Source organism: Phytohabitans rumicis (assembly GCF_011764445.1).
Classification (GTDB): domain Bacteria; phylum Actinomycetota; class Actinomycetes; order Mycobacteriales; family Micromonosporaceae; genus Phytohabitans; species Phytohabitans rumicis.
The window spans coordinates 5604533-5629030 of sequence record NZ_BLPG01000001.1 but is presented as its reverse complement, the minus strand read 5'-3'; the positions used below and the strand labels follow the sequence as shown (position 1 = coordinate 5629030).

Genomic DNA, 24498 nt, shown 5'->3' with positions numbered 1-24498 from the left:
CCCAGGACACGGTTTACGGGGGTCAGCGGGTGTGACTGAGTGCGCGGGCCGCGGGCGTCAGGGCGTCGCCGATGCGGTTGGCCAGCTCGGTCATCTCGTACGAGACCTTGCCGACGTCGCAGGTCGGAGTGGCCAGTACGAGCAGCGAGGCGCCGTCGTTGAAGGCCATCGAGAACATGAACCCGCCCTCGAGCTGGGTGACGTTGGAGATGACCGCGCCGGCGTCGAAGAAGGCCGCTGCCCCGCGCAGCAGGCTGACCAGGCCGCTCCCGGTCGCCGCCAGCTGGTCGGCCCGGTCCGGCGGCAGGGCACGCGTCGCGGCCACCATCAGCCCGTCCGCCGAGATGGCGATGGCGTGGCTGACGTCGGGCGCGCGCTCGGCGAAGCTGTCCAGCATCCAGCCGAGGTCTCGTTGGTTGGTCACGAAGGCTCTCCTGTCGCATCAGTGATGGGCGAGGCGTTGGCCAGCGGGCGGCGACCCGCGACGCCGCGGGCGTACGCGGACATGGCGGAGGCGACCTGCGCCGGGTCCCGCCGCTCCGAGCGGCTCGACTGGTCCGGCGCCGGCGGGACGGCCCCGGGTACCAGGTGCCGGCCCGCCTGGCGGATCGGCAACCCGCCGCGGGTCGTCTCCGTGACCTCCGGCGTACCGAGCTCCGCCGCGGCTCGCCAACCGTCGTCGCCGGGCGTGTTCCAGTTCGGGGCGGGGGCGGGGGCGGGCGCCTCGTCGGCCACACGCGAGTCCTGGACGCCCACCCCGGCGTGGTCGGCGCGGAACCAGCTGTTGACCTGCTCGAAGATGATCAGCTCCTGGGTCTGGTCGATCTCCCGTACCGGGGCCCGGCCGGAGGCGCGCTGGGCGGGCGGGCCGCCGTTCGCTCCGGGGATCGGCAGACCGCCGTTGGCGCCGGGGATCGGCAAGCCACTTCTCGCGCCCGTGATCGGCAAGCCACTGTTCGAGCCCGGGATCGGCGGACCTCCGTTGGCGCCGCCGTTAGGGCCTCCGTTGGGTCCGAAAGTCGGCGGGTTGATGACCTGGGCGGGACGCGGGATGTTCATGCCGGCCGGAGCGGGGCTCACCGGGATCGAGCCGTCCAGGTGGATCCCCGCCTCCAGCGCGCCGGCCAGGGCCGGCCGGCCCGCGGTGGGCAGTTCCTCGTTCAGCGGCACCGGCCGGATCAGCGTGCCCGGCAGCGCCACCTCGGCGATGGTGCCCAGCCGGGGTCCGGGGCGCAGCTCAACCGTGGCGCCCAGGCGGATGGCGAGCTGGCCCACCACGACCAGACCCATGGCCCGCACGGCGTGCACGTCGATCGCCGGCGGCCTGGCCAGCACCTCGTTGAGCTGTCCCAGCCGCTCCTTGGGTAGGCCGACGCCCTCGTCGCTGATCTGGACGATCACCCGGTCGCCCAGCCCGCGCGCGGTCACCCACGTCTCGCTCTCCGGCGGGGCGTACGTCGTCGCGTTGTCCATGAGCTCGGCCAGCAGGTGCACGACCTCGTCGACCGCGTCCCGGGAGACCGCGACGTCGCTGTCGACCACGCCGAGGCGTACCCGTTGGTAGTGCTCGATCTGGGAGAGCGCGGCCTGCAGGACCTTCGGCAGCGGCACGTCGTCGTGCCGCATGCGGCCGACGCCGACGCCGCCCAGGACCAGGAGGCTGGCGTTGATCCGCGCCATCCGGGTGGCCAGGTTGTCCAATGTGTACAGCCGCTGCAGCCGGTCCGGGTCGGTCTCGTCCTGTTCCACGAGGTCGACCTGGGCGAGTACCGCGTCGACCAGGCGCTGCTCGCGGCGGCTGAGGTGGATGAAGATCTTCGCGGTGTTGGCCCGCATGACCGCCTGCTCGGCGGCGGTGCGGACAGCGGCCCGGTGCACCGCGTTGAACGCCTGGCCCACCTCGCCGATCTCGTCGACGCTGCCGGTGGCGCGCTCCACGGGGGCCGCCGCCTGCATGGCAAGGGCCTCCGGATGCACCGTCGCATCCGCGCCGCGCAGTTCCTCCACCATGGCGGGGAGCGCGTCGAAGGCCACCGCGTTCGCCGCGTCGCGCAGGCGCCGCAGCCGGCGGGTGATCTGCCGGGCGACGGCCCACGTGACCAGCACGGTCAGCGCCAGGGCCACGGCCATCGCGGCGCCTTCCAGGATCGCGTTGGTCCGCTGGTCGACGCGGTCCGCGTCGATCTTGGTGAACACGGACGCGTCGACGCGCTGCTGCACCTCGAACAGGCGCTTCGCCCACGCCTGGGTCGCTTCGATCCAGGCAGCGGTGTCGACCTTCAGCTGGCTGCCCGGGGCGGCCCGGGACACCTGGTCCTGCAGGCGCTGCAGCCCGACCACGGCCTCGCCGCTGCCGGCCTGCTCCCACCACACCCGCCACTCCGGCCGGGCCAGGGCGAGGAACGCCAGGCTGTTCTCGGTGAAGCTGGTCCGCGACGCGGTGATGTCCTGCTGAAGCGCCGGCGTGAGCTGCCCGGCGGTCAGCGCCCGCATGACGGCGACCTGCTGCTGGCCGACGGACTCGCCGGCCTTCGACAGCGCGGCCGAGGCGCGGATCTCGTCGGCGATCACCGGCGACTCCACGCCCTGCGCGGTCGCCTCCCGGTACGCGAGCAGGTCCGCGATGACGATCCGATAGCTGAACGTCATGGCCGACACGGACGCGTGCGCGGCCGTACGCACCTGGGCCCGCAACGGCCCGAGGTCGCTCAGCGAGCCGTCGATCCGGTCCAGCACGGCCTCGGTACCCGCGGGCACCGAGGGCACGAGCCCACGCTGCTTGCGGTACCGCGCCACGGCCTGGTCCGTGTCGGCGGTCTGCCGGCCGAACGCCTCTTCCTGATGTGCGCCGCTGGCCGACAGGAGGTCGGCTGCGGCGACCCGTTCGCGCTGCAACTGGTACGCCAGGCTGCCGGCATCGGCGGCGAGGCGCGTGAGCACGCCAAGGTCACTGGCCCGTTCGGCCTGTTGGACGCTCCCCGCGAGCGCCAGGCCGGCGAAGCCGACCACAGCCACCAGCGGCGCGGCCACGATGATGCGCATGCGAGAGGCGATCTTCCAGCCCCTCTGGCGCGCTTGGCCCGGACGGGCGGCATGGGCTTTTCCACCGGATGCCAAGATTCACTCCCCCACGGGCTGGACGGCACAATTCGATGTGCACGTTGCAGCTAGCAATTCCCGTGGGGTCGCACAAGATGTGCGACGATCCGCTCTTGCCTCTTAGGGCCCCAAGTGGTAGCGCCCCACCCCTCGCCCCCTTTTTTTCGCACGCCGATCAAGGACTTCGCCGTCGATCAAGGGCAAACGGTCGTGGTTTGATCTCTAATCCACGACCGTTTGCCCTTGATCGACGCGGAAGTCCTTGATCGACGCGGCGCCCGACCGGGCTACGCGGCGGCCGCCGTCGTGTCGTCGTACTGGGCGAAGGTCTCGACGATGACCGGCAGCGCCCGGTGCGCACGGAACGCAACATTGGGCTTGAACGAGTTGAGGTGCTCCGGCGCCAACCGCAACCCCGGCACCTCCGTGACCAGGCGGGTAAGCGCGATCTGCGCCTCCAGGCGAGCCAGTGCGGCACCGATGCAAAAATGCGGACCGTAACCGAAGGAAAGGTGGTCCTTGCCGTCCCTGCGGTGCGGGTCGAACGCGTCGGCATGCGCGAAAACTGCCGAATCGCGGTTGGCCGCGCCGATCAGCAGCAGGCAGCGCGCCCCGGCCGGGATCGTCGTCTCGCCGAGCGTCACCGGTGCGCTGGTGACCCGCAGCCAGCCGTCGATGGCCGGACCGAACCGCAGCGTCTCCTCCACCAGCGCCGGCACGCCCGACGGGTTGTCCACCAGCCGCTCCCACCGGCCGCGCTCGGACAGCGCGTTGTCCAGGCTGTGGGCCAGCAGGCCGGACGTCGTCTCGTGGCCCGCCACCAGCAGGTTGAACGCCAGGCTGGCGACCTCGTCGGTGGTCAGCACCTCGTCGTCGCCATCGCGGAAGCGCAGCGCCTTGCTCACGAAGTCGTCGCCCGGATGTCCCTCTTGGAGCCGGAACGCGACGAGTCGTTGGCAGTACCGCCAGAAGTCGAGCAACCCTTGGGCGAGCCGGACCTGCTCGTCCGGGCTGGGCTGGCCCCAGATCAGCGCGATCTGACCGTCCGACCATTTCTTGATCAGCGCCACATCTTCGGCCGGCACGCCGAGAATGTCGACAACGACCAGAAGCGGCAACTCGGCGGCGAATTCCGGCACCAGGTCGACCACGGTGCCGCGGCGCGCGATGAGGCGCTCCACCAACTCGTCCACACGGCGCCGGACTATCGGGCCGTACTGCTCGTTGACGCGCACGGCCGTATTGGCGAACGTCGCACGCAGCGCTCGGCGGGTACGCGTATGGGTGGGTGCGTCGGCCGCGGCCGTGGTCGGCGGTGCGTCAATCTCCATGACGATTGACAGCGCTTCCGGACACACGTCATAAATCGGCGCTAGGGTCAGGGCGTTGCGGAATGTGTCGCTGTCACCGAGCGCGTTCCTCACGTCAGCATGCTGCGTGATCAACCACAGGCCCAGGTCCTCGGCGTAATGAACCCGCTCGGGACCGTCGAGTAGATCTCGCCAAATAGCGGCCGGGTTGGTGAGGTACGTGCCAGAGAATGGTCTTAGCTCCATGGCCTGCCTCCTCGGGACTTCTACCGTCCGATACCACAGAGGATTAAGTCAACCCATTCTCAAATACAGCAATAGTCAGCCCAGTCGCGAATAGACAATATGCGAGATGCAATTTGCACCAGCAATGTTGCCCACCTCTCCCCTTCGCCGCCCCTCGCTTCTCCCACCCCCTTCCGCCCGCACTCTCCCCCTCCTACCGCCCCTCCTGGCGCCCCTTCTCCCGCCCTTCTGCCGCCTCTCCTGCCCCTTCTGCCCCTCCTGCCGTGCGCGATGGGGGGCGACCGTGAGTGGGGCGCCGCGAGTAGGGCGCCCCTACTCCCGCAAGCCGTAGAGCGTCATGCCCTGGATGAGCCCCGGAACCTCTCCTTGTACGCCTCGAAATCCCACCCCGCCAGGAATGCGGTGGCGGCGTTGCGGCCGGATTCGTACAGCGCGTCCGCCTTCTGCTTGCTCAGGCCGAAGTCGGTCGCCTGGGTGTCCAGGCTGTCCACGAAGATCGTCCGGACGAGCACGTCGGGCCGGCCGGAGTGGATCCGGTCGTAGAAGCCGGTCATCGTGTCCAGCATGGGCCTTGGACAGGCTGACGACGCCGCGGATGCGGTTGACCCGGGACCGTGACAACCGGATCCCGAACGTGGGCCACCGCGGCTCGCGGTCGGCGCGGTCGAACACGTTGATCGGGAAGTTCGACAGCATGCCACCGTCGACCATCCACACGTCCCCGCCGTTCCTCGGATCCGGGCACTTCGCCGGCCGGAAGTAGTACGGGATCGCCGTCGACGCCCGGACCGCCTCGACCACCGGCACCGTGTCCGGATCGCGGCCGAACCGGTCGGGGTAGTCCCACGGCAGGTGGGCCAGCATGCCGTTGGTGAGGTCCGACGCCATGGCGACGAAGCGGTAGCCGCGGCCCGGCCGCTGAGCGAGCGCCGGATCGGGCTGGTCGTCCACGAGCGGGAGGTGCTCGAAGGTCTTGACCTCGGCCTCACCCAGCTTCTCGTCCAGCCAGGACCGCAGGTAGTCGCCCTTGCACCAGCCCTGCCGCAGCAGCACCTGGGACGCGAAGCCGAGCCCCGTCGGGGCGTACCAGGGCCGGTCCCGGAATCTCTTGTAGTCCAGGTCGTCCATCATCTCGCGCAGTCGCTTGGCCCGGACCCCGGCGGCCACCAGCGACCCGACGATCGAGCCGGCGGACGTGCCCGCCACCTTGGGGAACGTGTATCCGCGCTCCTCCAGCACGGACACCGCACCGGCGAGGGCGATCCCCTTGACGCCGCCGCCTTCGAGTACCAGATCCGCGTTCATACCGGCCAGAGCAGCCACCCGGCCCACCAGATACACAGGGGTGTCTCGTCGCTCACTTCCTGAAATGCGGATCGCCCGCATTTGGTTTGACTTGGCGTGCCTGCCAACGACTGGGTCAACCCGCTGCTCGATCCGTCGGACCGCCGGCTCCCGCACGTCGCGGGACCGTCCGGCCTCGTCATCTTCGGTGTCACGGGCGACCTTTCCCGTAAGAAGCTGATGCCCGCCGTCTACGATCTGGCCAATCGCGGCCTGCTCCCACCGGGTTTCTCCCTGGTGGGCTTCGCCCGGCGCGACTGGGAGAGCCAGGACTTCGCCCAGATCGTGTACGAGGCGGTGAAGCAGCACTCCCGTACGCCGTTCCGCGAGGACGTGTGGAAGCAGCTGGCCGAGGGGTTCCGGTTCATTCCCGGCGACTTCGACGACGAGGTGGCCTTCAAGCGGCTCCGCGAGGCGGTCGATGACCTCGACGCCGAGCGCGGGACCAATGGCAACTTCGCGTTCTATCTGTCCGTGCCGCCGAAGTTCTTTCCCAAGGTGGTCCAGCAGCTCCAGAAGCACGGTCTCGCCGACCCGCCGCCGGGCTCGTGGCGGCGCGCGGTCATCGAGAAGCCGTTCGGGCACGACCTGGCCAGCGCCGAGGAGCTGAACCGGATCATCCACCAGGTCTTTCCGCCGCACGAGGTCTTCCGCATCGACCACTACCTGGGCAAGGAGACCGTCCAGAACATCCTGGCGCTGCGGTTCGCCAACAGCATGTACGAGCCGATCTGGAACCACCGGTACGTCGACCACGTACAGATCACCATGGCGGAGGACATCGGCATCGGTGGCCGCGCCGGGTACTACGACGGGATCGGGTCGGCGCGCGACGTCATCCAGAACCACCTGCTGCAGCTGCTCGCGCTGACCGCCATGGAGGAGCCGGCCGACTTCACCGCCGAGTCCCTCGTCGCCGAGAAGCTCAAGGTGCTGCGGGCCGTCCGGCTGCCGGCGGATCTGGGCAGCCACACCGTGCGCGGCCAGTACGCCGGTGGCTGGCAGGGCGGCGAGAAGGTGGTCGGGTACCTCGACGAGGCCGGCATCGACCCGAGGTCGAGGACCGACACGTACGCCGCGGTCAAGCTGGAGATCGACAACAAGCGGTGGTCGGGGGTTCCGTTCTATCTGCGTACGGGCAAGCGGCTGGGCCGCCGAGTGACGGAGATCGCGGTGGTGTTCCAGCGGGCTCCGCACTCCCCGTTCGGCTCCGGCGAGCCCGGCCAGAACGCCGTGGTCATCCGGGTCCAGCCGGACGAAGGGGTGACCCAGCGGTTCGGCTCGAAGGTGCCGGGCACCTCGATGGAGATCCGCGACGTGACGATGGACTTCGCGTACGGCGAGTCCTTCACCGAGAGCAGCCCCGAGGCGTACGAGCGGCTGATCCTCGACGTGCTGCTCGGCGACGCGAACCTCTTCCCGCGCCACCAGGAGGTCGAGGAGTCCTGGCGGATCCTCGACCCGATCGAGAAGTACTGGGACACGCACGGCACGCCCGCGGCGTACCCCGCTGGCACCTGGGGTCCGGCGGCGGCCGACCGGATGCTCGCGCGAGACGGAAGGAGCTGGCGGCGGCCATGAACCTCGAACTGACCGGCACCACATCCAGCAAGATCAACCAAGCCCTGGTGGATGGCCGGCGGGCAACCGGCAGCCCGGCCACCGGCATGGTGCTGACCCTCGTGATCGTCACCGACGAGGAGAACTGCCACGACGCGGTGAAGGCCGCCGCCGACGCCTCGCACGAGCACCCGTGCCGGATTCTCACGGTCGTCCGGCGGCGGCGGCGCAGCGAGACCCGGCTGGACGCGGACGTGCAGGTCGGCACCGGCGAGACGGTCGTCCTGCGGCTGCACGGCGACCTGGCCGACCAGGCCGACTCGGTGGTGCTGCCGCTGCTGCTGCCGGACGCCCCGGTGGTCGTGTGGTGGCCGGCGGACGCCCCGGCGGACCCGGCCGCGGACCCACTCGGCGCGCTGGCCCAGCGGCGGATCACCGACGCGTACGCGGTCGCCGAGCCGCTGCAGGACCTGGCCGCGCGCGCGGCGACGTACACCCCTGGGGACACCGACCTGGCCTGGACCCGGCTGACGCCGTGGCGCTCGCTACTGGCGGCGGCGCTGCAGCAGGCCCGCAGCGACGTGACCTCCGCGGTGGTGGAGAGCGAGCCGGACAATCCCAGCGCGGAGCTGCTGGCGCGGTGGTTCGCCGCCCGGCTGAAGGTGCCGGTGGAGCGGGTCGTCACCGGCGGCCCGGTGGTCACCGCGGTACGCCTGCGCACCGCCGCCGGCGAGATCCACATCGACCGGCCGGCGGGCGGGGTGGCCACGCTGTCCATCCCCGGCCAGCCCACCCGCGTCCTGGCGCTGAAGGTCCGCACGACCGCCGAGCTGATCGCCGAGGAACTGCGCCGACTCGACCCCGACGACGCGTACGCGGGGCACTGCGGGCTAATGTCGGGTCTGTTGCCGACAAGGGAGTGAGTAATGCGCCTCAACCAGTCGCCTGAGTGGGCCGCGCTGGCCAAGCACCGTGCGGAGCTGGGTGACACGCACCTGCGCGAGCTCTTCGCCACCGATCCGGTGCGGGCGGAGCGGCTCACGACGCGGGTTGGTGATCTGTACCTGGACTACTCCAAGCACCTGGTGACTGACGAGACGCTGGGCCTGCTGCGCGACCTGGCCGCCGCCCGCGACGTCGCCGGCCTGCGCGACGCGATGTTCCGCGGCGAGAAGATCAACGTGACCGAGCGCCGGGCCGTGCTGCACACCGCCTTGCGCGCGCCCCGCGACGCCGTCATCGAGGTCGACGGCGAGAACGTCGTGCCCGCCGTGCACGCCGTGCTGGACAAGATGGCCGCGTTCGCCGACGGCGTACGGACCGGCGCCTGGACCGGCGCCACCGGCAAGCGGATCCGCACCGTGGTCAACATCGGCATCGGCGGCTCCGACCTCGGGCCGGCGATGGCGTACGAGGCGCTGCGCGCGTACACGGCACGTGACCTGGCGTTCCGGTTCGTGTCCAACGTCGACGGCGCCGACCTGCACGAGGCGGTGCTCGACCTGGACCCGGCCGAGACGCTCTTCATCGTCGCATCCAAGACGTTCACCACGATCGAGACCATCACGAACGCCACGTCGGCCCGGTCCTGGCTGGTCGCCGGCCTCGGTGGCGACGAGAGCGCGGTGGCCAAGCACTTCGTGGCGCTGTCCACCAACGCCCCGAGGTCGCGAAGTTCGGCATCGACACCGTCAACATGTTCGAGTTCTGGGACTGGGTGGGCGGCCGTTACTCGTACGACTCCGCGATCGGGCTGTCCCTGATGATCGCGATCGGCCCGGACAACTTCCGCGCGATGCTCGACGGCTTCCACCTGATTGACGAGCACTTCCGCACGGCGCCACCGGAGGCCAACGCACCGCTGCTGCTGGGCCTGCTGGGCGTCTGGTACGGCGCGTTCTTCGACGCCCAGTCGCACGCGGTGCTGCCGTACAGCCACTACCTGTCGAAGTTCACCGCGTACCTGCAGCAGCTCGACATGGAGTCCAACGGTAAGTACGTGGACCGCCAGGGCCAGCCGGTCCAGTGGCAGACCGGGCCGGTGGTCTGGGGCACGCCGGGCACCAACGGCCAGCACGCGTACTACCAGCTCCTGCACCAGGGCACCAAGATGATCCCGGCCGACCTGCTCGGCTTCGTACGGCCGGTGGCGGAGTTGGGCCCGGAGCTGTCCGCGCAGCACGACCTGCTGATGGCCAACCTCTTCGCGCAGGGCCAGGCGCTCGCGTTCGGCAAGACCGCCGACGAGGTACGCGCCGAGGGCGTACCGGCGGAGCAGGTGCCGCACCGGACGTTCCCCGGCAACCACCCCACCACCACGATCCTGGCCGCCGAGCTCAGCCCGTCCGTGCTCGGCCAGCTCGTCGCCCTCTATGAGCACAAGGTGTTCGTCCAGGGGGCGATCTGGGACATCGACTCGTTCGACCAGTGGGGCGTGGAGCTGGGCAAGGTGCTGGCCAAGCGGGTCGAGCCGGCCCTCACCGAGGGCGCCGACGTGCCCGGCCTGGACGCGTCAACGGCCGCCCTCGTCGCCACCTACCGCTCCCTGCGCGGCCGCTGACCGGGCGCGCTCGGCGAGAAACTCCTGCTCGGTGGCGTTGTCGCTGAGCGCGAGCGCGGCCTGGTACGCCTCGGCCGCCTCGGCGTCGCGCCCGAGCCGGTGCAGGAGGTCGGCCTTGGTGGCCGGCAGGTAGCGGTAGCCGGCCAGCCGGCCGTCGCGTTCGAGCGCCTCCACCTCGGCCAGCGCCGCCTCCGGGCCGTCGACCATCGAGACGGCGACGGCCCGGTTGAGCGCCACCACCGGCGACGGCCAGATCCGCAGCAGCTCGTCGTACAGCGTGCGGATCTGCGGCCAGTCGGTCTCCTCGTACGCCGGGGCCTGCGCGTGCAGCGCGGCGATCGCCGCCTGCAAGGTGAACCGCCCTGGCGAGCCGGCCTCCAGAGCGGCCACCACGAGCCGGTCGGCCTCGGCGATCATCTCCCGGTCCCACGCGGTCCGGTCCTGCTCCGCCAGGCGCAGCAGCCGGCCGTCCGGGTCGGTGCGGGTGGACCGCCGGGCGTGGTGGGCCAGCAGCAGCGCCAGCAGCCCGGCGACCTCACGGTCAGCGGGCAATAGCAGGCGCAGCATGCGCGCGAGGTCGAGCGCGCGGGTGGTGAGCTCGTCGCGCACCAGCTCCTGCCCCGAGTACGCGGTGTGCCCGGTCGCGAAGAGCAGGTGGATGACCGTCAGCACCGTGTCGACGCGCTCGGGCAACTCCTCGACCGAGGGCACCGCGTACGGGATGCGCGCGGCGGCGATCTTCTTCTTGGCCCGGGTGAGCCGGGCCGCCATCGTCGCCTCGCTGACCAGGAACGCCTGCGCGATGTCCGGCGTCGCCACCCCGCACACGAGCCGGAGCGTGAGCGCGATCCGCGCCTCCTGCGCCAACGCCGGGTGGCAGCACGTGAAGATCAGCCGGAGTCGGTCGTCGGGGATCGCGTCAGGCTCCGCCATCGCCGTCTCGGTCGGCCCCAGCAGCAGCGGAAGCTTGGCCTGAAGCACCTGCCGGTGGCGGATCGCGTTGAGCGCGTTGCGCCGCGCCACCGTGGTCAGCCACGCTCCGGGCCGGGTGGGCACCCCGTCGCGGTCCCACGTCTTCAGCGCCTGGACGTACGCGTCCTGCACGGCCTCCTCGGCGGCGTCGAGATCGCGCGTGACCCGCACCGTCGCGGCGAGCACGTAGGCCCACTCGCGACGGTGCGCGTCCGCGATCGCGTCCTCGACCGTGCTCAGCTCTGCTCCGCGACCTGGAATCCGAGCAGCGGTCGCACCTCCACGCCCCCGTTGACGATCGGGGTCATCTTGGCGATGGCGAGCGCCTGGTCAAGGTCGCGCGCCTCGACCACGAAGATGCCGGCCAGCACCTCCTTGGTCTCGATGAACGGGCCGTCCGTCACCAGGTCACCGCGGATCGACGTGGCCGTCTCGGGCGGCAGCAGCGCCAGCCCGGCCACCTCCCGCGCGCCCAACTCGCTGATCCGCTGTGGCAACTGCTCGTGCGCGGCCATGATCTCCGGGGGCAGGTCCTCCGGTGCCACGCGCTCGTAGATGAGCACCGCGTACTGGGTCATCGTGCCGTCGCCTCCTCTTTCGCTCGGTCGTCTCGCTCGGTCTCTCGCTCGGTCGGAAGCCGCCGGAGCGGCTCCCTCACCCGACCGACACGCGAGCCCCCCCGAAATCGACAGCCCTGGCGAAAATATCTCTGGCGGCGGCTCAGACCGCGACCGGCCCGAGGGGCACCGCCTGCCCGAGCACGTCGTGGTTGACCCAGAACTCGACGACGCGCCCGCCCTCGACCCGGATGATGTCGGTGCCGGTGAAGCTGACGTCGTCGGCCGCGGCCCGACCCTCGTCGCCGTGGCGGGTGAACACCCAGCGGCCGGCGATCAGATCCTTGCTGATGATCGGGCCCACCTCCACCGCGAGCCGGCCGGCCGGAAACGCGGCGTGCAGGGCGCTGATCCAGGACAGGAGCGCCCGCCGGCCGCCGGCCCGGTCAAGCCCCTGCCCGATCGCCGGAACGTGCAGGACGAGCGCGGGCACGACGATCTCCTCCGCCTGTGCGAGGTCCGCGTTACGCAGTGCCACCCACCGCTTCCAGAGCGCGCGCCGGAAGTCAGCCGGAGCGTACGTGGAGTTGCCGTTGGGATTGATGGTCATGCGTCCATCGTCAGGGGCACCGCGGACAGCATCCTGTCCGCGTTTCGCAGAAAGTCGAGCGGCGCGACCGGCAGGTGGGGCAGGCGCAACCGGTCCGGACCGATCGACCGAGACGGGGCGATCTCGGCCGTCGTCGCGGCGTGCCGCATGCGGTCCAGCCGAAACTCCCGCTCATCGCCACGCAGCCGGCACCAGCCCACCAGGTACCACAGCCGGCCGCCGCCGAGCAGCGCCACCGGCTCCACCAGCCGCTGGGAGGCGGCGCCGTTCCGGTCGACGTACTGGATGTCGAGGACCGACCGGCTGACCACCGCGTCCTCCGCCACCCGCAGCACCTGCGGGGTGGGCCGGGATCCGCGGCCGGCTGCGGCGCGACCAGGTGGATCCGCTCGGCGACCTCGCGCGCGGCCTGGACGTCGCGCTGCGCCATCGCCGCGACGAGCTTGTTGAGCGCCGAGCGCGCCGCGTCCTGGAACGGGGTGTCCGCGAGCGACTCCAGCGCGATGGCGGTGGCCACCGCCTCGCGCGCGGTGATGTTGACCGGGGGCAGGGTGTGCGCCCGGTCCACGACGTATCCGCCGGTGCGGCCCGCCTCGGCGTAGATGGGCACGCCGGCCTCCTGGAGGGCGGCGATGTCGCGCCGGATCGTGCGCGCGTCGACCTCGAACCGCGCGGCGAGCCAGTGCGCGCTGCGCGGGCGCGGCGACACCGCCCGCAACTCCTCCACCAGTGCGTAGAGCCGATCAGTACGGTTCACGCGGCGACGCTACCCGCGAGCACCGACACTTTCCGCCAGCCGCAGGATGATCTTGGAGAGCGCGGGCGTGCGGGCATCCCGGTCGTCGGCGAGGACGTCGGCGCCCCGGCGGGCGTCGCGGGCGGCGGCCCGGTCACCGAGCGCGTCGTACGCCCGGGCGAGCATGTCCAGCGTCGCCGACTTCGCCGAGCGGATGTCCATGTCGTCGTACGTCTGCAGGCACCGCCGCAGCACCGGCACGGCGGCCTCGGCGCGACCGTCACCGATCCAACTCACCGCCAGGTCGCGCTCCAGCCCGGTGGCCCACAGCCGGTCGCCGAGCTGCACCGCGAGGTCGTGGCTCTCCTGCAGCAGCCGTACGGCCTCGCGCCGCCGGCCCAGTCCCGCGGCGGCCGAGGCGAGGTGCCGCAGCGCGGCCAGCAGCACGTAACGGTCGCCCACGCCACGCAGCCGGTCGGCGGACTCCGCGGCCGCCGTGTACGCCAGCCGCGGCTCGCCGCGCAGCAGCCGGGTGACCGCGAGGGAGTTCAGGGCGCGGGCGACCACGATCTCGGCGGCGACCTGCCGGCGCGCCTCCGCCACGGCGGTACGGTCGACGGCCAGCGCGTCGTCAAGCCGGCCCAGCCCGCGCAGCGCCGCGGAGAGCGCCGGCGACGCGAGTACGGCGGCCACCGGATCGGCCGCGGACCGGAAGAGCTCCACCGCGCGCCCCGCCGCCGCGGCGGACTCCTCGAAGCGGTTCTGGTAGCCGTACAGCACCGCCTGGTCGCTCAGCACGCAGGCCAGCCCGTGCCGGTCGCCGAGGCGCTCGAACGCGGCCCGGCTGTGCGCGAAGCTCTTGGCGGCGTCGGCCATGTCGCCGCACACCAGGCTCAGTACGCCCGCGAGGAACTCGGCCCGCGCCGTCGCCCGCTCGTCGCCGATCCGCTCGGCGGCCCGCCGGACCACCCGCTGCACGGCCCGCAGCTCGCTCCACCGGCCCTGCGTCCACAGGAACGGCGCGAGCCGCTCGGCGACGTCGACGGCCTCCTGGTCGGCGCCGGCCGCGTGCGCCATCGTGACCGCGCCGGTGAGGAAGTCCAGCTCCGCGGCCAGCCAGTCCCCGCCGGCCGGGTCGGTGCCCGACGAGCGGTACCAGGTCAGGGTGCGGGGCAGATGCCCGGCGGCGTGCCCGGCCCGGACCACGGTCGCGTCGAGCAGCCGGCGCCGGGCCGCCCGCCGGGCCGCCTCCGCCTCGGCAGCCAGCTCGTCGGCGTAGATGCGCAGCAGGTCGTGCAGCCGGTAGCGCAGCTCGCCCAGCTCCGACGAGACCGGCTCCAGCAGGCTGGCCTCGACCAGCTCGTCGAGGATCGCGTCCACATCGGACCTTCCGACCAGGGCGGCCACCGCCCAGGCCGCGAAGGTGGTCGGCCCCGGCACCCCCAGCAGCCCGAACGCGTCCCGCGCGGCCGGCGACAGGGCCCGCACGCTGAGCGCGAGCGCGGCGCGTACCTGCTGGTCGCCGGCCGCCAACTCGGTGAGGCGCTGGCGCTCGTCGTCGAGGCGGTCGGCCAGCGTGCGCAGCCGCCACGGCCGGCTGGCCAGCCGGGTGCCGGCGATGCGCAGCGCGAGCGGCAGGTTGCCGCACGCGGTGGCGATCCGCCCGGCGGAGACCCGCTCGTCGGCGACCCGGTCGGCCCCGACGACGTGCGCCAGCAGCGCGCCCGCCTCCGCCTCGGTGAGCGGGGCCACCGGCACGTGCCGCGCGTCGATCAGCCCGCTGAGCCGCCGCCGGCTGGTGACCAGCACGGCGCTGCCCGGCGTGCCCGGGATCAGCGGCCGGACCTGGGCCGGATCGCCGGCGTCGTCGAGGACGAGGAGCACCCGCCGGTCGGCCACCCGGGCCCGGTACGCCGCGGACAGCGCGGGCACCCCCTGCGGGATTGCCGACTCCGGCGTACCGAGGGAGCGCAGCAGGTCGGCCAGGACCGCACCGGGATCGCGGGGCGCCGCCGACGCGCCGGCCAGGTGGACGTACAGCTGTCCATCGGGGAACGCCGCCCGGGTCCGGTGGCCGAGCACCACCGCCAGCGCGCTCTTGCCCACCCCGGGCTGGCCGGAGAGCGCCACCACCGGCACCGCCGCGCCCGGGGCCAGCAGCACCGCGAGCCGGTCGAGCAGTTCCTCCCGGCCGACGAAGCCCGGCTGGGTCGGCGGCAGCTGGCACACCGCGGACCACGCCGGCGCCGCACTCCGGGGCCGCGCCACGGCCGGGTCTTCGCCGCGCAGCACCGACTGGTGCAGCTGGCGCAGCTGCGCCCCCGGTTCGATGCCCAACTCGGCCACCAGCAGTTCGCGCGCGTTCTGGTACACGGCCAGCGCGTCGGCCCGCCGGCCGGCCAGGCTCAGGGCCACCATCAGCTGCCCGTGCAGGCGCTCTCGCAGCGGATGCTCGGCCACCAGGCGATGCAGTTCCGCGAGTACGTCGGTGAGCCGCTCCCCGGTGGCCAGCTCAGCGTCGACACAGTCCTCGACCGCGGCGAGCCGCTCCACTTCCCACTCCGTGACGTGGGGCTCCAGGGCCGCCACCACGAGGTCGGCGAACGGCCGGCCGCGCCACTGACCCAGCCCGCGCCGGAAGTGGGCCACCGCCGAGGTGGCGTCACCGGCCGCGAGCGCCGCCCGCCCGGCCGCTACCTCCCGCCGGAACACAAGAACGTCCAACTGTTGGGCGTCGACGCGGATCCGGTACCCGCCGTGATGCTCGATCGTGACGCCGGGTAGCCGCTCCCGCAGCCGGGACACGTACGTCTGGAGGTTCGACGCGTACGACGCCGGCCGCCGGTCCGGCCACAGCGCCTCCACGAGACGGTCCAAGGTGACCACCTGGCCGGGGTGCACCAGCAGCATGCCGAGCACCGCACGCTCGTGCCGGCTGCGCAGCATGACTTCGGCACCCGCGTCGGTGCACACCCGCAACGGTCCGAGGATGCCGAACCTCACCCGTGTCCTCCCCGCCCAGCGGGTCCGCTTCGCGACACCGAAACCGTACTACGACGTGAAGGTGTGTACCGTCCGTGTGGCGCTCATGTGGCGGGGACCCCCACACTCCGATGGTTCGTGGGCGGGGGGCACGGACACACCGGGCATTCGGGCGGACTCGCCCGAATGCCCGGCTTTCGACACAAGGGGAATCAACGATGTATCCGCAGTCCGGCGGCCAAGGCCCGCAAGAGCCTTGGCAACAGGGGCAGGGCGGTACTTATTACGGCTCGGCTAACCAGGGTCAGCCCGGTCAACAGCCACCGCAGCCGCCGTACGGCCAGCAGCCCGGGTACGGGCAGCAACCCGGGTACGGCCAGGACCCGTCGTACGGCCAGCAGCCCGGCTACGGGCAAGACCCGTCTTACGGCCAGCAGCCCGGCTACGGGCAGGACCCGTCGTACGGCCAGCAACCGGGCTACGGACAGCAGCCCGGCTACGGACAGCAACCGGGCTACGGGCAGGACCCGTCCTACGGCCAGCAGCCCGGGTACGGGCAGCCGCCGGCCTCACCCGCACCGCAGCCGGCTTGGGGACAGCCGCCGGTGTCACCAGCTCAGCAGCCGCCGTACGGGCAGCCGCCGGTCTACGGCCAGTCGCCGACCTCGGGCGCGCCGCAGACGGCGTACGTCCCGCAGCCCGGCTACGGGGCACCGCCACTGCCGCCCAAGAAGAGTGGCAGCAAGGTGCTGCTCATCCTCGGCGTGGTCTTCGGCGCATTCCTGCTGCTCTGCGTCGGCGGCGTCGTACTGGTCGCCCTGACCGCCGACGACTCGGACACCCCGGGCGCCTCGACGACCCCGACGGCGAACTCGACCGGCGACACGGAAGTACAGGGCAACCTGGACAAGTACCAGAAGGGCGACTGCCTGACGATCAGCGCCGACAACGACGTCAAGGAAGCCAAGTGCGGCGACCCCGGCGCGTACCAGGTGCTGCTGCGCAAGGATGGCACCACCAGCGAGACCGCGTGCACCGATACGGACGCCACCGAGTCGCTCTACCAGGACGGCGCCTTGGGCACCGTCGACGACTTCGTGCTCTGCATCAAGAAGGTGGCCTGACCCAGCACCGCTAGCTAGGCCGGGATGGCGTCCGCGGGACGGACCGCGGACGCCCGCCACCGCCGCGTCCACTGTGCCTCCGGGATCTCCCCGGCCGCCTGCACGAACGAGTCCAGCGCGGCGGCGAGGCCCGCCGGATCCTCGATCGGCAGCGAACGGACGAGATCCGCGATGGCCCGCCGGCGCTGCCGCATCAGCTCGCCGACCAGGTCGCGGCCGGCCTCGGACAGGACCACCCAGGTCGCGCGGCGGTCGTCGCCGCGCCGATAGCGCTCCACCAGCCCTTGCGGACCAGCCGGTCGCACATCCGGGTCACAGTGGACGGCGCCACATTGAGCTCCACAGCCAGGTCAACGGTGCGCTGCGGACCGCGGGAAGCCAGCAGGACCAGCGCCCGCGTCTGGACCAGCGTCACGTCGGCGTCGAGCTCGCCCAGGGACCGCGCGGTCAACCCGACCAGCACGCGACTCACCCCGAGTAGTCCGTCGATGACCGCGGCCGCCTCGGTCGATGCCTTGCGACCACGCACCATCGAGCCTGACATCGGCCAATCGTCGCACACCCGCGGGCGCCCGCCGGGCTAGCCACCGGCGCGCGCCCGGCGTAGTGTGTGCCAGGAAGCAATCAGTGCACACATGCACGCATCGACGCCCTACCACGGTCGCCGCTACGGGAATTTCCCGCAGCGGCATTTCGGCGTACACTTATTGAGGTAAATGCAAAATCGCACATCGTCCGAATGGATGACGGCCTCGGTTGAATCGAGAGACGCATTTTTACCCTCTTTTCTATTCCTTGACTTTCCGCACCGGCCGGCCGTAGCTTCCCCAGAAAGCAATGGGAAAGTGCATTTACGGAGGTGATAGCACGATGGTTGCGCGCGCCGCCCTCGCCGGCCTCGTCATCGCGGTCCTCGGGTTGCCAGCCCCCGCGCTTGCCCAGCCGGCGGCCCCCGCGCAGCTAGGCGCGGCCGACCTCGCGCTGCTCAACGGCGTACGCCTGGCCGGCCTGTGGGAGATGCCCGCGGGTCAGATGGCCGCCGAGCGGGGCAGTCTGGCGCGGGTGCGGCAGGTGGGCGCGGAGATCGCCAGCCAGCACGCCGAGCTCGACCAACTCGTTGTGGACGCGGCGAATACGCTCGGCGTCCAGCTCCCGACCGAGCCCAACGCCGACCAGAAAAAGTGGCTGAACGAGATGCGGAGCGCGTCGTCCGACCGCGAGTTCGACCGCATCTTCGTGGACCGCCTCCGGGCCGCGCACGGCAAGATATTTCCGGTCATCGGCGCGGTCCGGTCCGGCACCCGCAACGAGGTCGTGCGCAAGCTCGCCCAGGACTCCAACGGCTTCGTGATGAACCACATGACGCTGCTGGAGAGCACCGGCCTGGTCCGGTACGCCGAACTGCCCCCGGCCGCACTCCCGGGCGACCAGCCGAAGATCGACTCGCTCCAGGAAGCGGCGCTGGCCCGGACCGCCGCGGGCAGCGGCTTCAGCCCGACGGCGATCTGGCTGGTCGTCCTCGTCGCCCTGCTCTTCGGCGCCGTAGCCACCTACCGCCTCGTCCGCCCCCGCTAAGCCCCCCGCCCCACCCCGCCACGCCCCACGCCCCCGCCGCGCCCCGCCGCCCCGCGCCCCGCCGCCCCGCCGCCCCGCGCCCCGCCGCCCCGCGCCCCGCGCCCCGCGCCCCGCGCCCCGCGCCCCGCGCCCCGCCGCCCCGCCGCCCCGCGCCCCGCCGCCCCGCGCCCGCGCCCCGCGCCCCGCGCCCCGCGCCCCGCGCCCCGCGCCCCGCGCCCGCGCCCCGCGCCCCGCGCCCCGCGCCCCGCGCCCCGCGCCCCGCGCCCCGCGCCCCGCGCCCCGCGCCCGCGCCCCGCGCCCCGCGCCCCGCGCCCCGCGCCCCGCGCCCCGCGCCCCGCCGCCCCGCCGCCCCGCCGCCCCGCGCCGATCAAGGACTTCCCCGTCGATCAAGGGCAAACGGTCGTGGATCGGAGATCAAAGCACGACCATTCGCCCTTGATCGACGGGGAAGTCCTTGATCGGCGCGCGGAAGGTCCGCGAGCGACGCGCGGAAGGTCCGCGAGCGGCGCGCGGAAGGTCCGCGAGCGGCGCGCGGAAGGTCCGCGAGCGGCGCGGCGCGGAGGCCCTGATCGGCGCGGTGCGCGGGCCGATCGGCGGGGGCCGGGGACGGCGCGGGGCACGGGGTGGGGACGGCGCGGGGCACGGGATTCTCTGACTATAGTCAGAGAATGGACAGGTCCCTGATCGGGCAGGTACGGCGGTTCAATCGGACGGTCGCGCAGCGGATCGGCGCCCTGGACGACAAGTTCCTGTCCCGGGCCCGGCCCATCGGGCAGGCCCGGCTGTTGTGGGAGATCGGCGTCGAGGGCAGCCAGGTACGCGTGCTGCGGGCCCGGCTCGACCTGGACTCGGGGTACGTCAGCCGGCTCCTGCGCGCGCTGGAGGCCGACGGGCTGGTCGTGGTCGACGCCGACGCCGAGGACGGGCGGGTACGCACGGCGCGGCTTACCCCGGCCGGGCTGGCCGAGCGCGCCGAGCTGGACAGCCGCTCGGACGAGCTGGCCGCCACGATCCTGCACCCGCTCAGCGACCGGCAACGCGAGCGCCTGGTCGCGGCCATGGCCGAGGTCGAGCGGCTGCTCACCGCGTCGACCGTCCGGGTCGAGGTCACGGATCCGCGCCACCCGTTCGCCCGGCACTGCCTGGCGGCGTACTTCGCCGAGCTGGCCGACCGCTTCGACAGCGGCTTCGACCCGGCCCGGAGCATCCCGGCCGAGGACGACGACCTCACGCCGCCGGCCGGCCTGCTGCTGGTGGCGACGCTGCACGACGAGCCGGTCGGCTGCGGCGCGCTCAAGTTTCACGGCGACGACCCGACCGAGGTCAAGCGAATGTGGGTGGCACCCCGGGCGCGCGGGCTCGGGCTGGGCCGGCGGCTGCTCGCCGAACTGGAGGCCCACGCGGCGGCCCGTGGCGCGCACACCCTCCACCTGGAGACCAACCGCACCCTCAGCGAGGCGATCGGCCTCTACCGGGCGGCCGGCTACGAGGAGGTGGATGCCTTCAACGACGAGCCGTACGCCCACCACTGGTTCGCCAAGCGGCTCAGCCCGGCGGGCGGTCGACCTGGGCGGCGAGCCGCTTCGGGGCGAGGACGCAATAGCTCTCGGTGAGCAGCTCGGCGACCTCGTCCCAGTCGATGTCGCCGTCGAGCACCAGGCCGACCACGTCGGCGCCCCAGCCCGGCTTGAAGAACGGGAAGCCGCCGGTGACCAGCCCGTCGATCTCGTCACCGGGAGACCTGAACGTCAGCACGCAGACCGGCTCGTCGGTCGCGGCGGCCCGCGCGTACGCCACCTGATGGTCGGGGTCGGCGGTGAGCACGTGGGCGAACGTCCGCTTGCGAATCCGCCAGCGGACACCGACCCAGGCCAGCTCCTCGTACGCCTCCGGGAGGCCGAGGCAGACCGGCCGGAGCCGGTCGAGGATCTCGGGCGGGACATCACCAGGACCGGTCATGCGGCGGACGCTACCGCGCCCCTCCGACAGTCAGTAACGTCGCTGACAGTCGCAGCCGGAATGGGGTGCCAGCATGTCTGTCCGCCGCGCTTTCGCCGCCTTTGTCATCGTCCTCCTCGCCGCCGGTCTCATCCCGGGCTCGCCCGCGGCCGCCGACGGCGGTGGCCTGCCGGGGCTGCACTCCTTACGCTCGCCGGTGACCGACGAGTCGTTCTACTTCGTGATGGCCGACCGGTTCGCCAACGGCGACACCGGCAACGACCAGGGCGGCCTCGGCTCGGACCCGCTGGTGTCGGGCTTCGATCCGACCCGGAAGGGCTTCTACAACGGCGGCGACCTCAAGGGCCTGCTGTCCCGGATCGACTACATCCGCGGCCTCGGCACCACGTCGATCTGGTTGACGCCGAGCTTCAAGAACAAGGCCGTCCAGCTCGAGGACGGCCCGTCGGCCGGCTACCACGGCTACTGGATCACCGACTTCACGCAGATCGACCCGCACCTCGGCAGCAACCAGGACCTGCGGGCGCTGATCGACGCCGCGCATACGCGCGGCATGAAGGTCTACTTCGACATCATCACCAACCACACCGCGGACGTGATCGGGTACGCCCAGGGCGCCCGCCGCGGGTACGTGTCCAAGGACGCCGTCCCGTACCGGACCGCGGCCGGGGCGCCGTTCGACGACCGGGACTACGCGGGTACGCCGTCCTTCCCGCCGCTGAGCCCGACCGTCTCGTTCCCGTACACGCCGGTGCTGGACCCGGCCGAGCAGCAGCTCAAGGTCCCGGCGTGGCTCAACGACATGAACCTGTACCACAACCGCGGTGACACCACGTTCGTCGGCGAGAACTCCTACTACGGCGACTTCTTCGGCCTCGACGACCTCTTCACCGAGCACCCGCGGGTGGTCGCCGGGATGATCGAGATCTACAAGGCGTGGATCCGCGACTTCGGCGTCGACGGCTTCCGCATCGACACGATGAAGCACGTCAACGACGAGTTCTGGCAGCGGTTCGGCCCCGAGGTGCTCGACTTCGCCCACCGCCAGGGCAAGTCCGAGTTCTTCATGTTCGGCGAGGTCTTCGACACCACCAAGGCGTTCACGTCGCACTTCACCACCGCCGACAAGATGCAGGCCGTCCTGGACTTCCCGTTCCAGGACGCGGCCCGCGGCTTCGCCTCCCGTGGCCAGCCGGCCGGCCAGCTCACCACGTTCTTCGCGGGCGACGACTGGTACACCGACGCGGACTCCAACGCGTACCAGTTGCCGACGTTCCTCGGAAACCACGACATGGGGCGCATCGGGCACTTCGTCAGCGCGGACAACCCGGGTGCCGGCGACGCCGAGTGGCTGGCCCGGGACCGCCTCGCCCACGAGCTGATGTACTTCTCGCGCGGCCTGCCGGTCATCTACTACGGCGACGAGCAGGGCTTCACCGGCCCCGGCGGCGACCAGAACGCCCGGCAGACGATGTTCGCCAGCCAGGTCCCCGACTACCTCGACGATGACCTGGTCGGCACCGACGCCACGCACGCGCAGGACAACTTCGTGCCGGGCCACCCGCTCTACCAGAGCATCACCGGCCTCGCCGCGCTCACCCGCGCGCATCCGGCGCTGCGCGACGGCGCCCAGCAGCACCGGTACGCCTCGGACGGGCCGGGGATCTACGCGTTCTCCCGGCTGGATCGGCGCGACCAGCGCGAGTACGTCGTGGCGCTGAACAACAGCGAGCAGCCACAGACCGCGGCCATCCCGACGTACGGGCGCAAGCAGGGCTTCCAGCGCCTCTACGGCAGCGGCCCGGCCCACCCGAAGTCCACTGCGGACGGTGCGCTCACGCTGACCGTCCCGCCGCTGTCCGCGGTCGTGTACGCCGCGACCGGTCGCGTCCCCGCCTCGAAGGCCGCGCCGGCGGTCAGCCTGTCCGCGCCGGTGCCCGCCGACGGGGCCCGCGGGCGGATGCACGTGACGGCGAACGTGGCCGGCTCCTCCTTCTACGAGGTCGCGTTCTACGCCCAGGTCGCGGGCGGCCGGTGGCGCCCGGTCGGCACCGACGACAACGCGCCGTACCAGGTGTTTCACGACGTGAGCGGCCTACCCGCCGGCACGCCGCTGCGCTACCGGGCGGTGGTGCTGGACAACCGCGGGCACACCGCGACGAGCACGCCCCGGCCGGCCACCGTCCCGGCGCCGCTGGTCACCATCGAGGTGCCGGCCGAGGGCAGCCGGGTGCGCGGCACGGTCGAGGTGCGCGCGGTCGTCGACCCCGAACGGGCCACCCATGCCGTCTCGTTCGAGCGGCGGATCGCGGGCGGCGCCTGGTCATTCATCGGAAGCGATTCGACGTCTCCGGCGTACACCGTGTTTGACGAACTGCCCGCGGACCTGGCGGCGGAGACGGCGGTCGAGTATCGCGCGACCCTGTCCGAACCCGACGGCACCACCGCGACCAGCGCGGTCCGTCGCGTCCGCGCGGCGGGGCCGCAGGCCACGCACGCGACGCTGCACTACTTCCGGCCCGCCGGCGACTACGGCGACCAGGACGGCGGCTGGGGTCTGCACATGTGGGGCGACGCGGTCGACCCGGCCGTGCTCGGCCAGATCGCCTGGGACAACCCGTGGCCGTGGACCCGGATCGAGGGCGGCTGGGCCGAGTACGAGATACCGCTCGCCACGGACGCCCAGCCGGTGAACTTCATCATGCACCTGCCGTCCGGCGACTCGGTCCCGGCGACCCGGGAGCCGGGCGGTGACCGGTCGTTCCTGCCGATCGACAGCCCGGACGTGTGGATCGTCCAGGGCGACCCGACCGTCTACACCAGCCCGCCGCCGGTCTGAGTCAGGTCGGCGCCGGCGAGGAGCTGCCACAGGCCGGCGCCGTCGGGAGCGGAGAGCCAGCGCTGGCCCGACTGGTCGGACGCCACGGGCTCGCGGCCGCCGGGCAGGGGCAGCCCGCCGGCCAGCACCGTCTGGGTGGGCGACAGGTGGCGGATGGCGACCGCGGCCACGCGGTCCGGGTGCTTCGCGGCGAACTGCGCGTAGATCTCCGGGTCGTGCTGGCCGTCGTCGCCGACGAGCAGCCAGCGGACGCCGGGCAGCTCGGTGACGAGGCGGTCGAGCGCGGCGAGCTTGTGCTGCCGGCCGCTGCGGAAGATCCGGTCCTTCTGCGGACCCCAGTCGGTGAGCAGCAGCGGGCCGGCCGGGTAGAGATGCCGCGACAGGAAGCGGGTCAGCGCGGGCGCCACGTTCCAGGCGCCGGTGGACAGGTAGAAGACGGGGGTGCCGGGGTTGGCGTTCACCAGGCGCTCGTAGAGCACCGCCATGCCGGGCACGGCCGCTCGGGCGTGCTCGTCGAGGACGAACGTGTTCCACCCGGCGAGCAACGGTCGGGGCAGGTGGGTGACCATGACCGTGTCGTCGATGTCGGAGACGATCCCGAACCGGACCGACGGGTCGACGATCCGCACCGGCGCCTCGACCGGCTCGCCGCCTTCGGCGCTGATCCGGACCGACGCCCACCCGGGGGCCAGATCCGCCTTGACCACGGTGTCGATGACCCCGCCCCGGTCGGCGCGCGCCTCGTGGCGGTGCCCGTCGACCTCCACGACGAACGGCGCGTCCTTCGCCGACACGGTGGCGAAGCGGCGCCAGCCGCGGACCTTGCCGAGGCTGCTCGGCACCTTCCCCGGGCGGCGCACCATGATCCGCCCCATGACCCGTACCCAGCCCGGCGCCCCGTACCCGGTGTAGGGCACGACGGTGGCCGACCAGCCCCGCTTGCGAAGCCAGCCCTCGACCACCTCGTGCACGGCGTCCTCGATCCGGGCCGCGCGGTGCAGCACCTCCGACACGGCTGCCAGCCT

The 24498-nt window shown here is 72.3% G+C and carries 19 protein-coding genes and 2 pseudogenes; 7 read left to right on the top strand and 14 right to left on the bottom strand.

Annotated elements, in window-relative coordinates; translation table 11 throughout:
* Positions 1-22 precede the first annotated feature (22 nt).
* The 4 genes from Prum_RS25650 to Prum_RS25635 all read right to left on the bottom strand — a co-directional run bounded on the left by Prum_RS25650 (position 23) and on the right by Prum_RS25635 (position 5960).
* Positions 23-424 (bottom strand): roadblock/LC7 domain-containing protein, encoded by a 402-nt coding sequence (locus Prum_RS25650; protein ID WP_173078815.1) that lies wholly within the window; start codon positions 422-424, stop codon positions 23-25.
* Complete coding sequence (locus Prum_RS25645; protein ID WP_173078814.1) at positions 421-3042, bottom strand: sensor histidine kinase; 2622 nt, start codon at positions 3040-3042, stop codon at positions 421-423. Before Prum_RS25645 ends, Prum_RS25650 begins: the two co-directional genes overlap by 4 nt.
* A gap of 344 nt (positions 3043-3386) precedes the next feature.
* Positions 3387-4430: a cytochrome P450 gene (locus tag Prum_RS25640; RefSeq protein ID WP_173078813.1), complete on the bottom strand. Its 1044-nt coding sequence runs from the start codon at positions 4428-4430 to the stop codon at positions 3387-3389.
* A 537-nt stretch (positions 4431-4967) separates the two neighbouring features.
* Positions 4968-5960: a patatin-like phospholipase family protein gene (locus Prum_RS25635; protein ID WP_218577338.1), complete on the bottom strand. Its 993-nt coding sequence runs from the start codon at positions 5958-5960 to the stop codon at positions 4968-4970.
* Between the two features lie 96 nt (positions 5961-6056).
* On the opposite strand from Prum_RS25635, the gene zwf reads away from it, so the two are divergent.
* The 3 genes and pseudogenes from zwf to pgi all read left to right on the top strand — a co-directional run bounded on the left by zwf (position 6057) and on the right by pgi (position 10119).
* Complete coding sequence (zwf, locus tag Prum_RS25630) at positions 6057-7580, top strand: glucose-6-phosphate dehydrogenase (protein ID WP_173078812.1); 1524 nt, start codon at positions 6057-6059, stop codon at positions 7578-7580.
* Positions 7577-8482 (top strand): glucose-6-phosphate dehydrogenase assembly protein OpcA, encoded by a 906-nt coding sequence (opcA, locus tag Prum_RS25625; protein WP_173078811.1) that lies wholly within the window; start codon positions 7577-7579, stop codon positions 8480-8482. The genes zwf and opcA overlap by 4 nt, the downstream gene beginning before the upstream one ends.
* Before the next feature lie 3 nt (positions 8483-8485).
* Positions 8486-10119 (top strand): annotated as a pseudogene (gene pgi, locus Prum_RS55175) (glucose-6-phosphate isomerase).
* On the opposite strand, the gene Prum_RS25615 reads toward pgi, so the two are convergent.
* The 6 genes and pseudogenes from Prum_RS25615 to Prum_RS25595 all read right to left on the bottom strand — a co-directional run bounded on the left by Prum_RS25615 (position 10072) and on the right by Prum_RS25595 (position 15997).
* Positions 10072-11277 carry an RNA polymerase sigma factor gene (locus Prum_RS25615; protein WP_173078810.1) on the bottom strand — a complete coding sequence of 402 codons (1206 nt, stop codon included), beginning with the start codon at positions 11275-11277 and terminating at the stop codon, positions 10072-10074. The pseudogene pgi and the gene Prum_RS25615 sit on opposite strands and share 48 nt — an antisense overlap.
* 50 nt (positions 11278-11327) lie before the next feature.
* Positions 11328-11669 (bottom strand): YciI family protein, encoded by a 342-nt coding sequence (locus tag Prum_RS25610; RefSeq protein ID WP_173078809.1) that lies wholly within the window; start codon positions 11667-11669, stop codon positions 11328-11330.
* Between the two features lie 142 nt (positions 11670-11811).
* Positions 11812-12258, bottom strand: coding sequence for a nuclear transport factor 2 family protein (locus tag Prum_RS25605; protein ID WP_173078808.1), 447 nt, complete (start codon positions 12256-12258; stop codon positions 11812-11814).
* Positions 12255-12569 (bottom strand): helix-turn-helix transcriptional regulator, encoded by a 315-nt coding sequence (locus tag Prum_RS51885; protein WP_246278617.1) that lies wholly within the window; start codon positions 12567-12569, stop codon positions 12255-12257. The genes Prum_RS25605 and Prum_RS51885 overlap by 4 nt, the downstream gene beginning before the upstream one ends.
* A gap of 320 nt (positions 12570-12889) precedes the next feature.
* Positions 12890-12967, bottom strand: a pseudogene (locus tag Prum_RS51880) (transcriptional regulator); the annotation flags it as partial.
* A gap of 57 nt (positions 12968-13024) precedes the next feature.
* Positions 13025-15997 (bottom strand): AfsR/SARP family transcriptional regulator, encoded by a 2973-nt coding sequence (locus Prum_RS25595; RefSeq protein WP_173078807.1) that lies wholly within the window; start codon positions 15995-15997, stop codon positions 13025-13027.
* Positions 15998-16194: 197 nt separating this feature from the next.
* On the opposite strand from Prum_RS25595, the gene Prum_RS49705 reads away from it, so the two are divergent.
* A complete protein-coding gene (locus Prum_RS49705; RefSeq protein WP_218577849.1) occupies positions 16195-17100 on the top strand; it encodes an LppU/SCO3897 family protein in 906 nt (301 codons plus the stop codon).
* Between the two features lie 14 nt (positions 17101-17114).
* Here the strand turns inward: Prum_RS49705 and Prum_RS51875 are convergent, their stop codons facing one another.
* Positions 17115-17336: a hypothetical protein gene (locus Prum_RS51875; RefSeq protein ID WP_246278086.1), complete on the bottom strand. Its 222-nt coding sequence runs from the start codon at positions 17334-17336 to the stop codon at positions 17115-17117.
* On the bottom strand, positions 17294-17644 hold the full coding sequence (locus Prum_RS51870; RefSeq protein WP_246278085.1) for a MarR family transcriptional regulator: 351 nt from the start codon (positions 17642-17644) through the stop codon (positions 17294-17296). The genes Prum_RS51875 and Prum_RS51870 overlap by 43 nt, the downstream gene beginning before the upstream one ends.
* A gap of 326 nt (positions 17645-17970) precedes the next feature.
* On the opposite strand from Prum_RS51870, the gene Prum_RS25580 reads away from it, so the two are divergent.
* Together Prum_RS25580 and Prum_RS25575 are read left to right on the top strand one after the other, a co-directional pair.
* The gene (locus Prum_RS25580) at positions 17971-18675 is read left to right on the top strand and encodes a DUF4142 domain-containing protein (protein WP_246278084.1); all 705 of its coding nucleotides are present in this window, start codon (positions 17971-17973) and stop codon (positions 18673-18675) included.
* A gap of 668 nt (positions 18676-19343) precedes the next feature.
* Positions 19344-20288, top strand: a complete 945-nt coding sequence (locus Prum_RS25575) for a MarR family winged helix-turn-helix transcriptional regulator (RefSeq protein WP_173078805.1) — start codon at positions 19344-19346, stop codon at positions 20286-20288.
* Here the strand turns inward: Prum_RS25575 and Prum_RS25570 are convergent.
* Positions 20221-20634: an MmcQ/YjbR family DNA-binding protein gene (locus Prum_RS25570; protein WP_173078804.1), complete on the bottom strand. Its 414-nt coding sequence runs from the start codon at positions 20632-20634 to the stop codon at positions 20221-20223. The two genes, Prum_RS25575 and Prum_RS25570, sit on opposite strands and share 68 nt — an antisense overlap.
* Before the next feature lie 73 nt (positions 20635-20707).
* On the opposite strand from Prum_RS25570, the gene Prum_RS25565 reads away from it, so the two are divergent.
* Complete coding sequence (locus Prum_RS25565) at positions 20708-23473, top strand: alpha-amylase family glycosyl hydrolase (protein ID WP_173078803.1); 2766 nt, start codon at positions 20708-20710, stop codon at positions 23471-23473.
* Here the strand turns inward: Prum_RS25565 and Prum_RS25560 are convergent.
* Positions 23449-24495, bottom strand: a complete 1047-nt coding sequence (locus tag Prum_RS25560; RefSeq protein ID WP_246278616.1) for an App1 family protein phosphatidate phosphatase — start codon at positions 24493-24495, stop codon at positions 23449-23451. The genes Prum_RS25565 and Prum_RS25560 overlap by 25 nt on opposite strands.
* Positions 24496-24498: the final 3 nt, after the last annotated feature.